The organism is Agromyces sp. CCNWLW203 (assembly GCF_036576125.1).
Classification (GTDB): Bacteria; Actinomycetota; Actinomycetes; order Actinomycetales; family Microbacteriaceae; genus Agromyces.
Map to the genome: position 1 here is coordinate 498,174 of NZ_JAZHYX010000002.1, position 13,925 is coordinate 512,098.

Genomic DNA, 13,925 nt, shown 5'->3' on the forward strand with positions numbered 1-13,925 from the left:
GACCCTGGTCGACGGCGCCCACTGCACGTTGGCTGAGAAGGAACGTGGTCGATGCTGCCCACCAGGGCAGGCGCGACCTGGAAGGAAGATCGTGAGCCACGAGTTCGATGCCCGCCGCACGGAATGGATCGCCAAAGAGGAGCTCGCCGAGCGGATGATCCCGCTCATCGGCGGCCTCTACCGAGACCACGGGGTGGTGACGTCGATCCACGGCCGGCGCCTCATCAACCGCTCGCCGATCGCCCTGCTGAAGGCGCACCGCTTCGCGCGCCAGGCCGGTGAGGTCGAGCTCGACCTCGCCGACACCATGCGCGTGCTCGAGGTGCTGCGCGAGATCGCACCCGGCCCCGCGTCGATCGACGTCGCCCGCCTCGTCTCCGGCTATGCCGACGCCGTCGGCGAGGGCGACGCCCGCGAGCTCGCCGACTTCGTGCGTGACGAGCTCACGCCGGTCATCGCGGCCGAAGGCGAGCCCGAGGCATCCGGTACCGATGTCGTGCTCTACGGCTTCGGCCGCATCGGGCGCCTGCTCGCCCGCATCCTCATCGCGCACGCCGGCAACGGCAAGGGCCTGCGCCTGCGCGCGATCGTCGTCCGCAAGGGATCCGACAACGACCTCGTCAAGCGCGCGAGCCTCCTGCGCCGCGACTCGGTGCACGGACCCTTCGCCGGCACGATCGAGGTCGACGAGGAGGCGAACACGATTCTCGCGAACGGCACGCTGATCCAGGTGATCTACTCGAACGACCCCGCGTCGATCGACTACACCGCCTACGGCATCGACGAGGCGATCGTCGTCGACAACACCGGTCGCTGGCGCGACGAGGCCGGGCTGTCGCAGCACCTGCAGTCGAAGGGCGTCGCCCGCGTGCTGCTGACGGCTCCGGGCAAGGGCGCGATCAAGAACATCGTGCACGGCATCAACCACGCCGACATCACCGACGCCGACACGATCCTCTCGGCCGCCTCGTGCACGACGAACGCGATCACGCCCGTGCTGAAGGCGATCGAAGACGCCTACGGCGTCGTGCGCGGCCACGTCGAGACCGTGCACTCGTTCACGAACGACCAGAACCTCATCGACAACTTCCACTCGGGCGACCGGCGCGGGCGCTCGGCTGCGCTCAACATGGTCATCACCGAGACCGGTGCTGCGAAGGCCGTCGCGAAGGCGCTGCCCTCATTCGCCGGCAAGCTCACCGGCAGCGCGATCCGCGTGCCGACGCCCGACGTGTCGCTCGCGATCCTGAACCTGCAGCTCGAGCAGCCGGCCGAGAAGGCGTCGCTGAACCGCTACCTCCGCCAGGTGTCGCTCACCTCGCCGCTCCGCCAGCAGATCGACTACATCGAGTCGCCCGAGGTGGTCTCGACCGACTTCGTCGGCTCGAACCGGGCGGGCATCGTCGACGGTCTCGCGACGATCGCCGACGGCACCGACGCGATCGTCTACGTCTGGTACGACAACGAGTACGGCTACTCCTGCCAGGTCGTGCGCGTCATCGAGGCCATGGCGGGCACCCACCCCGTCGTGCTGCCCGAGCGCCGCTCGGTCGCGCTCGAGCCGGAGGTCGTCGCCGCGGTCTGAGCCGCGGCCTGACTCGAGATTCCGGATGCCTCGGTGCGCGTGTGCGCCCGAGGCATCCGTGCTTCTCGCACCGTCGTAGGCTGGACGCATGAGCACTGAAGCCGTCATCGTCGACGTCATCCGCACCCCCGTCGGTCGCGGCAAGCCCGGTGGGCTCCTCTCGGAGGTCCACCCCGTCGACCTCCTCGCCGGGGTGCTCGACACGCTCGTCAATCGCAACGACCTCGACCCGGCGCTCATCGACGACGTGATCGGCGGCTGCGTCAGCCAGATCGGCGAGCAGAGCTACAACATCACGCGCAACGCCGTGCTCGCGGCTGGCTTTCCCGAGCACGTGCCCGGCACCACGATCGACCGGCAGTGCGGCTCGAGCCAGCAGGCCGCGACGTTCGCGGCGCAGGCCGTGCTCGCCGGCCAGGCCGACATCGTCATCGCGTGCGGCGTCGAGTCGATGAGCCGTGTGCGACTCGGTTCGAGCGCCGCGGGCGCCGACCCCTACGGCTCGCGTATCCGCAACCGCTATCCCGACGGGCTCGTCAACCAGGGGGTCTCGGCTGAGCTCATCGCGGCGAAGTGGGGCTTCTCGCGCGCCGAGCTCGACGACTTCGCCGCACATTCGCACACCCTCGCCTCGGTCGCGCAGTCGACCGGGGCGTTCGCGAGCGAGGTCGTGCCCGTTCCCGGCGTCGACTCGCTGACCGACGAGACCGTGCGGCCGGGCACCTCGGCCGAGGCGCTCGGCGGGCTGAACGCCGCGTTCCGCACCGACGACCTCGCCGAACGCTTTCCCGAACTCGACTGGCGCATCACGCCCGGCAACTCCTCGCCGCTGACCGACGGCGCCTCGGCAGCCCTCATCATGAGCGCCGAGCGGGCCGAGCAACTGGGCCTCACGCCGCGCGCCCGGTTCCGCGCGTTCTCGGTCGTCGGCAGCGACCCGCTCTACATGCTGACCGGCGTCATCCCGGCGACCGAGAAGGTGCTCGCGCGCGCCGGGCTCACGCACGACGACATCGACGCCTACGAGGTCAACGAGGCGTTCGCGTCGGTGCCGCTCGCGTGGCTGCGCGAGACCGGGGCGGATGCCGCGAAGCTGAACCCGCGCGGCGGCGCGATCGCCCTCGGGCACGCGCTCGGCTCCTCGGGCACGAGGCTGCTGACGACGCTCGTCAACCAGCTCGAGTCCACCGGCGGCCGCTTCGGCCTGCAGACGATGTGCGAGGGCGGCGGCATGGCCAACGCCACGATCATCGAACGCATCTGACCCGTCTCGGAGCAACACGAAAGGACCACACATGGAACTCGACGGCGCATCGGCGATCGTCACCGGCGGGGCCTCCGGCCTCGGGCGCGCGACGGCACGAGCACTCATCGACGGCGGAGCATCCGTCGTGCTCGTCGACCTGCCCGGCCCGCGAGGCGAGGAGGCCGCGGCAGAGCTCGGCGACCGGGCACGGTTCGTGGCAGCGGATGTCGCGAACGAGGCCCAGGTGCAGGCGGCCATCGACGCGGCATCCGCTCTGGCACCCCTGCGCGTCGCCGTGAACTGCGCCGGCATCGTGACGGCGAACCGCACAGTCGGTCGCGACGGGCCTGCGCCGCTCGACGCGTTCGAACGCACCATTCGGGTGAACCTCATCGGCACGTTCAACGTCACCCGGCTCGCGGCCGCCGCGATGGCTGCGACCGAGCCCGTGAGCAGCGGCGTGCCCGGTGGCCCGGCGACTCCCGAGCGCGGCGTCATCGTGAGCACGGCCTCGGTCGCGGCGTTCGACGGCCAGATCGGGCAGTCCGCCTACGCGGCATCGAAGGCGGCCGTCGCCGGCATGACCCTGCCGATCGCCCGCGACCTGTCGAAGCTGCTCATCCGCGTCGTCACGATCGCACCCGGCATCTTCGAGACGCCGATGATGGCCGGCATGCCAGACGACGTGCGCGCCTCGCTCGAGGCCCAGGTGCCGCACCCGTCGCGGCTCGGCCACCCGAGCGAGTACGCGGCGCTCGTGCGTTCGATCATCGCCAACCCGATGCTGAACGGCGAGACGATCCGCCTCGATGGCGCCATCCGGATGCAGCCGAAGTAGGCACGGCCGCCCGCCGCCCGCCGCCCGCCGCCCGCCGCCGGCCGCGGTCGCCGGTCGGGACGGCCGACGACGGATGCCGGTCAGGCCCGCGCGTCCGCGCCGGCGCGCCCGAGACCGAGCGCGTCGCGACGGCTCCTGTGCGCCGCTCTGACGACGCCGAGGATGGCGTCCGCGAGCGCACCTGCCACGATGCCTGCGATGAGCAGCATCGGCAGCACCTGCTGCGCGTCGGCGTCGAGGTTCGCCTCGAACAGCTCGGCGAACCCGGGGGCGAACATCGCACCGGTCACGATCAGCCAGACCGACGGCACCGCCCAGGCGAGGTCGAGCGCGATGTTCGCGGCCGCCGCGGGCCACGTCCAGGAGGATCGGAAGATCCACACGGCCATGACCGCCTCGAGCCCGACGAGCACGAGGAAGTAGGGCAGCCAGAACGACCAGAGGGCCGGGTCGAGCACCGGCAGCATGCCGTCGAGATCGCCCCAGCGGCTCGGCCCGAACTGCTGCCAGAGCAGCAACGCGACGATGACGGCGAGCCAGAAGAGCGTGGCGATCAGGCCGCTGCGTCGCTCGGCCGAGATCGCCCCAGCGACGACGGGCAGGTCGCGAGGCGACCACGCCACCACCTCCGACTCGCTCGCGGGCGCACGGTCGATCGCCGCGAAGGCCACGGTCGTGAAGAACGCGATGTAGATGCCGGTGGTCAGCAGCACGAACCACGTCGTGCCGATGGTGCCGGCATCGACGTCGCCCGCGATGAACTGGGCGAGCAGGTAGGCGCCCGTGATCGCCGGCACGGCGCTCCACTCCGTGATGGTGAGCACCCGCTTCCACGAGGCGTACCAGCGCGGACCGATGAGCATCGGCGGGCGGTCGGCGTAGCGCGCGGCGAGCCGGGTCGGTTCGCCGAGCGCAGCGAGCGCATCGAACTCGGCGGTCTCGGCCGTCGACGAGCCCGAGTCGATGCGGGCGTCGATGTCGTCGCGGATGCGTTCCTCGAGCTCGCGGGCGAACTCCCGGCCTTGCCTGCGCGGCAGGCTCCGCGACGCGGCGAGCACGTAGCGATCGGTGAGCTCGGTGGCGGCGTTCATCGTGTGCTCCCTCATGCCGTCGCGCCGGAGGTTGCTGCGGCCCTCTGCCTGGCGGCGGACGCCGCGCGGCCCGCCCGGTAGGCCTTGACGGCGCCATCGATGACATCCCAGGTGGTTGCCGCGACCACGACGACCACGACGATGCCGACGATGACCGGACCCGCGGCGCCCCAGGGCCACTTCATGGCCTCGAGCGCGGCGGGGCTGATGAGCTGCCCGGTGAGGAACAGCCAGAGCGCGGGAACGGTGAAGGCGATGTTCAGCAGGAGGTTCGCGCCGGCGAGCCACCAGTTCCAGCCCCAGGCGAAGATCGCGACGGCGAAGAGGATCTCGATGCCGATCAGCACCAGGAAGTACGGGAGCCAGAAGCTCCAGAGTTCGGGCGAGAGGATCGGGATGCCCTGCAGGTCGGACACCCACGGCACGCCGAACTGCTGCACCACGAGTGCCACGGCGAACACCGCGAGGAAGACGACCGAGGCGATGAGGTCTGCGAGCCGTGAGGCCTTCCCGGGCTCGGGCACGGCAGGCAGCATGTCGAGCGACCACGCCACGTCGACGCCGCGCGGTCCCGCGCTCGCGGGAGTGCGTTCGAGGATCGCGAAGACGAGGGTCGTCCAGAACGCCACGTGCACGCCGACGGAGATGGAGAGACCGATCGCGCCGGCGAACATGTCGGCGATGGAGCCCCCGGTCACGGCCTGGGCGATCGCGACGCCCAGCACTGCGCACGGGATCACGATCACGAGCAGGAGCTTCAGCAGGCGGAGCCAGGTCAGGTAGTACTTCGGGCCGATGAGCTGCAGCGGACGGTCGGTGTACTGTGCGGCGAGTGCCGCCGGGTCGCCGAGCTCGGTGAGCGCCGCGCGCTCGGCCTCGTCGGGGGAGGAGCCCGTCTCGACGAGCGCGTCGGTCGCGTCGCCGATGCGCTCGCGCAGTTCGCGGCCGAACTCGGTGCGCTGTGCCTCGGGGAGGGTGCGGGCGGCGGCCCACACGTAGCGGTCGGTCAGGCTGGTCATCATTCGTCTCCGGTCGTGAGTCCGGCGAGCGCGTCGTCGATGCGTCGCCAATCGGTCATGAGTGCGTCGGCGAGCAGCTCGCCGGTCGGGCTCGTGCGGTAGAACTTGCGAGGCCGGGCCTCGGCGGTGTTCCACTCGCTCGTGAGCAGGCCCTGCTTCTCGAGTCGCCGCAGCAGGGGGTACAGGGTGTTCGCATCGACGAGGATGCCGAGCGAGTTCAGCGACTCGAGCAGCGCGTAGCCGTAGTCGGGTGTGCGCAGCCGCACGAGGCAGGCGAGCACGACGGTGCCGCGGCGGAGCTCCTGCAGGTGCGCGGCGGTCGTCTCGTCGAAGTTCATGAGTCACACGATACTGTGTGTCACACACTATTGCAACAGAGACTTCATAGTGCAGCGGATGCCGCGGGCACGCCGACCGGTCGCCTCAGTCGAACTCGCGCCCGCTGAGTCGGCGGATGAACCGGGCGACACGCCGAGTCGCGCCGGCGTGTCGTGCGTTTCATCCGCCGACTCGGCGATGGAGGAGGCTCGGCGAGCGCGAGGGGCAGCGCGGGAGGGGCGCGCGTGAGGGGTCGCGCGTGAGGGGGCGCGGGGTGCGGACTACTGGTCGGCGTGGGCCTCGAGGAAGCGGTACACGGCGGAGTCGTCGACGCCCGGGAAGGTGCCCGACGGCAGGGGTGAGAGCACGTGCGCGTGCAGGCGGGCGCTCGGCCACGCCCGCCCGGCCCAGCGCTCGGCGAGCTCCGAAGGTGCGCGGCGGCAGCACGACTCGTCGGGGCAGGTCGACACGGCCCGGTGGGTGGTCTCGCGTCCGCGGAACCACTTGGCCTGGTTGAACGGCACGCCGACCGAGATCGAGAACTCCGCGGCATCCGTTCGCCCCGTCTGCGTCGCACACCAGAAGGTGCCGGCGGGCGTGTCGGTGTACTGGTAGTTCTCGGTCGTGCGGTTGGTGTGGCCGAAGGCGGTGCGGGCGCTCCACTTCTTGCACACCCACTGGCCCTCGATCGAGCCCGTGACGTCGGTCGGCAGCGGCAGGCCGTCGTTCTCGTAGCCCTTCAGTAGGGCGCCGTCGCCCGCGACGCGGAGGAAGTGCAGCGTCATGTCGAGGTGCGTCGTCGCGAGGTTCGTGAACCGCAGCGCCGCGGCCTCGTGGGTGACGCCAAACGCGTCGCGGAAGTCCTCGATGGCGAGCCGCTTCTCCTTCTTCGCGGCCTGCAGGAACGAGACGGATGCCTCGCGCGGCATGAGGCATGCGGCGGCGAAGTAGTTGATCTCGAGCCGCTGCCAGAGGAACTCCGCGTAGCTGTCGGGGCGCTCGTGCCCGAGCAGGCGATGCGCCATCGCCTGCAGCGCCATCGATCGCAGGCCGTGGCCGCCGGGGATCGAGGCGGGCGGAAGGTAGATGCGCCCGTTCGCGATGTCGGTGATGGAGCGCGTCGAGTCGGGCAGATCGTCGACGTAGATGAGCTGGAAGCCGAGTTTCTCGGCCATGACGCTCACCTCGCGGTGGGTGAGGGCGCCCGAACGGTGGCCCGAGGCACGCACCTGGTCTTCGGCGAGCTGCTCGATGTCGGCGAAGTAGTTGTCGCGCTCCCGCATGCGCTCGCGCAGCTCGGTGTTGGCACGCCGGGCCTCTTCAGGTGTCGCGATGGCCTCGCTCGCCCGCCGCTGCAGCTCGTGATGGAGACCGACGATCGCCTCGAGCGACTCGTCGGTGATGCCGCGGCCCGGCCGGATCGCGGGCAGCCCGAGGCTCGCGTAGAGCGGACTCGACTGTGCGCGCCCGAGTTCGAGCTCGAGTGCGGCGCGACGGCTCGGAGCCTCCCGGGAGAGGAGGTCGGCGAGTTCGACCCCAAGCGAGGCGGCGAGCGAGTCGAGCAAGGAGAGCTTCGGTTCCCGCTTGCCGTTCTCGATGAGGGAGAGCTGGCTGCCGGCCATGCCGACCGCCTCGCCCAGCTGGTCGAGGGTGAGTCCCCGTTCGCTGCGGAAATGACGGATGCGCTGTCCGAGGGTCGCGAGATCGGGGGAGCCTGCCTTCATGGCTTAAGGATACCGAAAGATTGCACGTTCTTAACCGTCGATTTGGCCGAACGGATGCGTCAACTGCGCGCATTCTTGAAGTACGAACCAGTTCCGGCTCACGGTCGGCACCAATGGAAAGGGACGAAGATGACCATCTCCGAGTTCTCGATCGGTACAGAGGCATCCGACTCGACCGGCAGCACCCGTCGCGGAACCACCGATGCAGCCCTGCGCGCGTGGGTCGACGAGATCGCCGGCCTCACCAAGCCCGACGAGATCGTCTGGTGCGACGGTTCGCAGCACGAGGCCGACCTGCTGACGAAGCAGCTCGTCGCCGAGGGCAAGCTCATCAAGCTGAACCCCGAGTGGCGCCCCAACAGCTTCCTCGCGCGCACCGACCCGGAGGACGTCGCCCGTGTCGAGGACCGCACCTTCATCTGCTCGACGTACGAAGAGGACGCCGGCCCCACGAACAACTGGCGCGACCCGCGCGAGATGCGTACCGAGCTGACCGATGTCTTCGACGGCTCGATGAAGGGCCGCACGATGTACGTCGTGCCGTTCTCGATGGGCCCGCTCGGCGGCCCCATCTCGCAGCTCGGCGTCGAGATCACCGACTCGCCTTACGTCGTGCTCTCGATGGGCATCATGACGCGCATGGGCGACGCCGTGTACCGCCTGATCGAGGCCGGCGAGCCGTGGGTGCGCACCGTGCACTCGGTCGGCTACCCGCTCATCGACGGCGTGGGCCACCGCCGCGCCGAGGTCGAGTGGCCCTGCAACGACACGAAGTACATCGTGCAGTTCCCCGACTCCCGTGAGATCTGGTCGTACGGGTCGGGTTACGGCGGCAACGCGCTGCTCGCCAAGAAGTGCTTCGCGCTGCGCATCGCGAGCGTCATGGCGCGCGACGAGGGCTGGCTCGCCGAGCACATGCTGCTCATCAAGATCACCTCGCCCGAGGGCAAGTCGTACCACGTCGCCGCGGCGTTCCCGTCGGCGTGCGGCAAGACGAACCTCGCGATGCTGCGCCCGACCATCCCCGGCTGGAAAGTCGAGACGATCGGCGACGACATCGCCTGGATGCGCCCGGGCGACGACGGCCGCCTGTACGCGATCAACCCCGAGGCCGGCTTCTTCGGCGTCGCGCCGGGCACCGGTGAGACCACGAACCCGACGGCCGTGCAGACCCTCTGGGGCAACACGATCTTCACGAACGTGGCGCTGCGCCCCGACGGCGACATCTGGTGGGAGGGGCTGACCGACGAGGCGCCCGCCGAGCTCACCGACTGGCAGGGCAAGCCGTGGACCCCCGACTCGGGTCGCCCCGCGGCGCACCCGAACTCGCGCTTCACGGTCGCCGCCGCCCAGTGCCCGCAGATCTCCGATGACTGGGACGCCCACGACGGCGTGCCGATCGACGCGATCCTCTTCGGAGGGCGTCGCGCGACGAATGTGCCGCTCGTGGCCGAGGCGCGCAGCTGGAAGCACGGTGTCTTCATGGGTGCGACGATCTCGTCGGAGAAGACCGCCGCGGCCGAAGGCACGGTCGGCGAGCTCCGCCGCGACCCGTTCGCGATGCTCCCGTTCTGCGGCTACAACATGGCCGACTACTGGGGCCACTGGGTCAAGATGGGCCGCGTGCTCGGCGAGAACGCGCCCAAGATCTTCCAGGTCAACTGGTTCCGCAAGGGCGCCGATGGCTCGTTCCTGTGGCCCGGGTTCGGCGAGAACTCGCGCGTGCTCGAGTGGATCGTCGGTCGCATCGAGGGCACGAGCGACATCGTCGAGACGCCGATCGGCCTGATCCCGGCATCCGGTTCGCTCGACCTCGACGGGCTCGAGATCGCGGATGACGCGCTCGAGCAGCTCTTCGACGTCGACCGCGACTCGTGGCTCGCCGAGTGCGAGCTCACCGAGGAGTACTTCGAGCAATTCGGCGATCGCGTGCCGGCGGCGCTCCGGGCCGAGCTCGCGAGCCTGCGCTACCACCTGTCGCACCAGGGGGCGTAGCTCGCAGGGAGGCGCCGCACTCACATGGGTGCGGCGCCTCCGCGCGTCCGTGCCGCCGTGTCGTCGACGGATGCCGCGGGCGCGCGCTCGGGAAGGCGTGCCGTCCGCGACATCCGTCGACGGCATGTCGGCACGCCTGACGCCGTCGCGCGACCACCCGCGCTAGCGTGTGCCCGAGGGGGCCTCATGGAGTTCGGCACGGTCATCGAGACGATCGGCGAGGTCATCGACGTGCTCGGCGTCGCGGCGATCGTGATCGGCATCGTCTACGCCGTCGTCGACGCCGCGGTGCGGGGGCTGCGCCGCGTGAGCCCCGTGTACACCCGCTTCAGGCGCGTGCTCGGGCGGGCGATCCTGCTCGGCCTCGAACTGCTCGTCGCCGCCGACATCATCAAGACCGTCGCCGTGACGCCGACGCTCGACTCCGTCGCGGTGCTCGCGATCATCGTGCTCATCCGCACCTTCCTCAGCTGGTCGCTCGAGCTCGAGATCTCGGGCCGCTGGCCGTGGCAGAAACGCCGCTCACCCGACGACGAGGGTTCGCTCGCGCAGACCGAGGCGGGCTGACGGCCGATGACCGTACGCGTCAGCCGGGCGGCGGCAGCGGCAGCGGCGCTTCGCGAGTGACGGATGCCTCGCTGAGCGGCCACACGCCGAGCACGCTCCGATGATGGGCGCCCGTCGGCGGGCGCATATCGACGAGGGAGAGTTGCTGGAGCACCACGCGGTCGCCGGGACTCACCCCGCCGTGGCGCTTGACGGTCACGTGCGGACGGAACTCGATACGGGGCCGGCCGAGGTCGACCCCGATTGCGTCGAGGGCCGCGAGCGCCTTCGCGCGAAGGTCCGCGATCTCACCGCCGTCTCGGACGAGGGTGACCGGCACGTCGTGTCGACGACCGAACAGGGCGGGATCGCCCGCGGTACTCGTGATTGTGCGTGCGTCGCGGGCGCCTGCGCCGAGCGCCGTCGTCACGACCTCCTTGGGGTGGTCGGTGGAGAACGGTTCGACGAGCGTGACGTGCAGCGGCCAGTCGGCGACGGTGAACGACCCGCCCGTGGTGAGCGGCGTGAGCGGCAGCACGACGACGAAGTGCGACATCCGCCGATTCTCGCCGACTGCGGCCGCGACGTACAGTGCGGGCGTACAGTGCTGACGTTCAGTGCGGGCGCGCAGTGCCGACGCGGCGACCCTCGGTCAGGCGACGTGCGGTTCGTCGAGGCGGCTGAGCAGGCGCAGCATCGCCGCGGGTGCGTAGCGGAACTCGATCGTGCCGCTCGCGCCGGGCTCCGTCGGGCCGATCCAGGTGCTCGAGCCCTCGTGCATGCGCACCCAGCCGTTCTCGAAGAGCAGGTCGGTGCCGATGACGAACGCCATCGCCGGGGACTCGCCCTGCCGCACGGCGATCGAGCCCTCGAAGACCTGCGACGCAGCGGCATCCTGGTCTTCGCGGCACTGCACGCCCATGAGGGGCCGTGCGATCGGCGTGGCGAACCCGGTGACGTGGAATGGGCTCGCCTTCGCGACGTCGGAGACGACGCCGAAGTTCACGCTCGTCGACACGAGGCTGAGCGCCGCCTGCCCGTCGAGCACGAGGCGGCTCGAGACGCGGAACCGGTAGAACAGCCGGCCCGACTCCCGTGCCGGCGGCAGCACGGCGAGGCTCGCCCAGTTGCGCGACCATGCGAGCGGCTCACCGTCGCGGTTGGGCGGGTCGTAGAGGCTCGCGGTGAGGCGAACGGCGCCGTCGGGCTGGGTCGGTGCGGCCTGCAGCGACGAGCGGCCGCGGTCGCCATCGGGCATCACGTCGCGCACGGCGGTGAAGGCCGGCAGCCGCAGCGGCTCCCAGTGCCGGAGCCAGCCCTGGATGCCGGCCTGCACCCGGTCGAAGGAGTTGCCGAGTCCGCTGCGGGTCGTTGCGGTGTCGGCCTCGTCGGTTCCGACGGGCAGTTCGTCGATGAGGTCGACGGGCAGCTCGTCGAGGTGTGCGAGATCGCGCTCGTTCGAGACGGTTGCGATGGTCATGGGGGTCCTCCGTGGGGCATGGGCTCGGGGCATCCGGTCGAGGATGCGGGAGCCACGCTACGAAGATCGCGCCAGGGCGCCATCCGAGCGAGCACTGAGTTTCGCTCGGGTTCGCACTGAGGCGGCCATGCGGCGAGGCACGGTGCGGCGCGGCTCACGCGACAACGCCGCACGGCACCACCGACCTCACACGAGCAGCTGGTGCGCCGCCAGATCGCGGTAGAGCGGCACGGCCGCCACGAGTTCGGCGTGCGTGCCCTCGCCGATGACTCGGCCTTCGTCGAGCACGATGATGCGGTCGGAGTCGATGACGGTCGAGAGCCGGTGCGCGATCACGATGAGCGTGCGCCCCTCGGAGACCGCGTCGATAGCGTCGCGCATCATGCGCTCGTTGACGCCGTCGAGCGAGGAGGTCGACTCGTCGAGCAGCAGGATCGGGGGAGCCGCGAGCAGCGCCCGGGCGATCGCGAGGCGCTGGCGCTCGCCGCCCGACAGCATGATGCCGTCGTCGCCCACCGCGGCGTCGAGGCCGGCGGGGTCGCGGTCGAGCACGCCGCCGAGGTTCACGGCGCGCAGCACCTGCTCGCATGCCGCATCGCTCGCGTCGGGGCTGCCGAGCTTCAGGTTGTCGCGGAGGCTGCCGGCCAGCACCGGGGCATCCTGTTCGACGTAGCCGATCTGAGCGCGCAGCTCGGCGCGGTCGATCGATCGCAGGTCGAGGCCGCCCATGCGCACCGTACCGACCGAGGGGTCGTAGAAGCGCTCGACGAGCGCGAGGATCGTCGACTTGCCGGCGCCCGACGGGCCGACGAGCGCGATGCGCTGGCCGCGGGGAACCTGGAAGGAGACCTCGCGCAGCACTGGCTGGCGGGCGGTGACATCGGGCTCGGGCGAGTGCTCGTCGGCTGACTCGTTCTCGGGGTCGGCCGGGTCCTGCCGCGTCGCGGCATAGGCGAACGAGACGTCGTCGAAGGCGATCGCCGGGGCATCCGGCAGCACGCCCGCGTTCGCCTCGCCGACCATGAGCGCGAGCGGTGCGAGTTCGCGGTCGTGCGCATCTTCATCGGGCAGATCGAGGATCTCTTGAATGCGGCCGAGGGCGCCGAGCGCCTGGTTGACCGAGGTGATCGCACCGAAGAACAGGCCGAGCGGCATGATCATCATGAACAGGAACAGGATGAACGCCACGAGGTCCGCGACCGTGAGGGCGCCGGATGCCACGCGGAAGCCGCCGACGCCGAGCACCACGAGGAACGAGACCTGCATCGCGATGCCGGCGACGGGCACGATGAGGGCCGAGATCTTCGCGACCTTCACGCCCATCTGCCAGGCGCCCTCGGCGTGCGCCTCGACATCCCGGATCTCGCGTTCGGTCGCCCCGGCGGCACGGATCGTGCGCACCGCACCGATGGCGCGTTCGACGGATGCCGCGACGTCGCCGACCTTCGCCTGCGCCTGTTGCGACGCCTCGCGCACGTGCCGCGAGAGCAGCGTGACGGTCGTGATGGCGACGGCGACGACGAGCACGGTGAGTCCGAGCAGCACGGGGTCGATGATGAGCATCAGGATCAGCGCGCCGATGAACGTGACCGTGCCGCCGATCGCCTCGACGAGGCCCTGCGTCAGCACGGCGCGCAGCATCGTCGTGTCGCTGCCGACGCGCGAGACCAGGTCGCCCGTGCGGCGGGTGTCGAACTCGGCGATCGGCAGCCGCAGGAGCTTGCCGACCAGTCGCTTGCGGCTCGAGAGCACGACGCCCTCGCCGGTGCGCTGCAGCAGGTAGTGCTGGTAGCCCGTGATCACGCCGCTCACGACGACGAGGGCGACGAGCGCCCAGACGATGCCGCCGAGTGGTTCGTTCGCCTCGACGACCTGGATCACCTGGGCGACGAGCAGCGGTTGCGCGAGGCTCGCGAGTGCGCCGACGATCGAGAGCACCGCGACCCAGATGAGCACCGGACGGTGCTCGAAGATGAAGGGCAGCAACTGCCGGAACGTCGCCCGTGGGCCGGTGGTCTCACCGCGTCGCGAGAAGGGGGATCGTCGGGTCGGGGTGTCGCTCATGTCCTCTTCCTGGCGTGCA

The 13,925-nt window shown here is 70.5% G+C and carries 12 protein-coding genes; 5 read left to right on the top strand and 7 right to left on the bottom strand.

What is annotated here, in order from left to right:
• Positions 1-127: 127 nt before the first annotated feature.
• The 3 genes from VPH61_RS07945 (at position 128) to VPH61_RS07955 (ending at position 3,669) form a co-directional block, all read left to right on the top strand.
• A complete protein-coding gene (locus VPH61_RS07945) occupies positions 128-1,585 on the top strand; it encodes a glyceraldehyde-3-phosphate dehydrogenase (protein WP_442879072.1) in 1,458 nt (485 codons plus the stop codon).
• Positions 1,586-1,673: 88 nt separating this feature from the next.
• Entirely contained in the window at positions 1,674-2,849 is a 1,176-nt protein-coding gene (locus VPH61_RS07950; RefSeq protein ID WP_332062963.1) for a thiolase family protein, read from the top strand.
• Positions 2,850-2,880: 31 nt separating this feature from the next.
• On the top strand, positions 2,881-3,669 hold the full coding sequence (locus VPH61_RS07955) for an SDR family NAD(P)-dependent oxidoreductase (RefSeq protein ID WP_332062964.1): 789 nt from the start codon (positions 2,881-2,883) through the stop codon (positions 3,667-3,669).
• An 80-nt stretch (positions 3,670-3,749) separates the two neighbouring features.
• On the opposite strand, the gene VPH61_RS07960 is transcribed toward VPH61_RS07955, so the two are convergent.
• From VPH61_RS07960 to VPH61_RS07975, 4 genes are all read right to left on the bottom strand, one after another.
• Positions 3,750-4,760, bottom strand: a complete 1,011-nt coding sequence (locus tag VPH61_RS07960; RefSeq protein WP_332062965.1) for a hypothetical protein — start codon at positions 4,758-4,760, stop codon at positions 3,750-3,752.
• Between the two features lie 11 nt (positions 4,761-4,771).
• Entirely contained in the window at positions 4,772-5,779 is a 1,008-nt protein-coding gene (locus tag VPH61_RS07965) for a permease prefix domain 1-containing protein (RefSeq protein ID WP_332062966.1), read from the bottom strand.
• The gene (locus VPH61_RS07970) at positions 5,779-6,117 is read right to left on the bottom strand and encodes a PadR family transcriptional regulator (RefSeq protein ID WP_332062967.1); all 339 of its coding nucleotides are present in this window, start codon (positions 6,115-6,117) and stop codon (positions 5,779-5,781) included. Before VPH61_RS07970 ends, VPH61_RS07965 begins: the two co-directional genes overlap by 1 nt.
• A 261-nt stretch (positions 6,118-6,378) precedes the next feature.
• On the bottom strand, positions 6,379-7,821 hold the full coding sequence (locus VPH61_RS07975; protein WP_332062968.1) for a helix-turn-helix domain-containing protein: 1,443 nt from the start codon (positions 7,819-7,821) through the stop codon (positions 6,379-6,381).
• 129 nt (positions 7,822-7,950) lie between these two features.
• On the opposite strand from VPH61_RS07975, the gene VPH61_RS07980 reads away from it, so the two are divergent.
• Positions 7,951-9,816 carry a phosphoenolpyruvate carboxykinase (GTP) gene (locus tag VPH61_RS07980; protein WP_332062969.1) on the top strand — a complete coding sequence of 622 codons (1,866 nt, stop codon included), beginning with the start codon at positions 7,951-7,953 and terminating at the stop codon, positions 9,814-9,816.
• Positions 9,817-10,002: 186 nt separating this feature from the next.
• Positions 10,003-10,383 carry a DUF1622 domain-containing protein gene (locus VPH61_RS07985; protein ID WP_332062970.1) on the top strand — a complete coding sequence of 127 codons (381 nt, stop codon included), beginning with the start codon at positions 10,003-10,005 and terminating at the stop codon, positions 10,381-10,383.
• 19 nt (positions 10,384-10,402) lie between these two features.
• Here the strand turns inward: VPH61_RS07985 and VPH61_RS07990 are convergent, their stop codons facing one another.
• From VPH61_RS07990 to VPH61_RS08000, 3 genes are all read right to left on the bottom strand, one after another.
• A complete protein-coding gene (locus tag VPH61_RS07990) occupies positions 10,403-10,918 on the bottom strand; it encodes a 2'-5' RNA ligase family protein (RefSeq protein ID WP_332062971.1) in 516 nt (171 codons plus the stop codon).
• Between the two features lie 96 nt (positions 10,919-11,014).
• A complete protein-coding gene (locus VPH61_RS07995; RefSeq protein ID WP_332062972.1) occupies positions 11,015-11,842 on the bottom strand; it encodes a hypothetical protein in 828 nt (275 codons plus the stop codon).
• Between the two features lie 186 nt (positions 11,843-12,028).
• A complete protein-coding gene (locus tag VPH61_RS08000; RefSeq protein WP_332062973.1) occupies positions 12,029-13,906 on the bottom strand; it encodes an ABC transporter ATP-binding protein in 1,878 nt (625 codons plus the stop codon).
• Positions 13,907-13,925 lie beyond the last annotated feature (19 nt).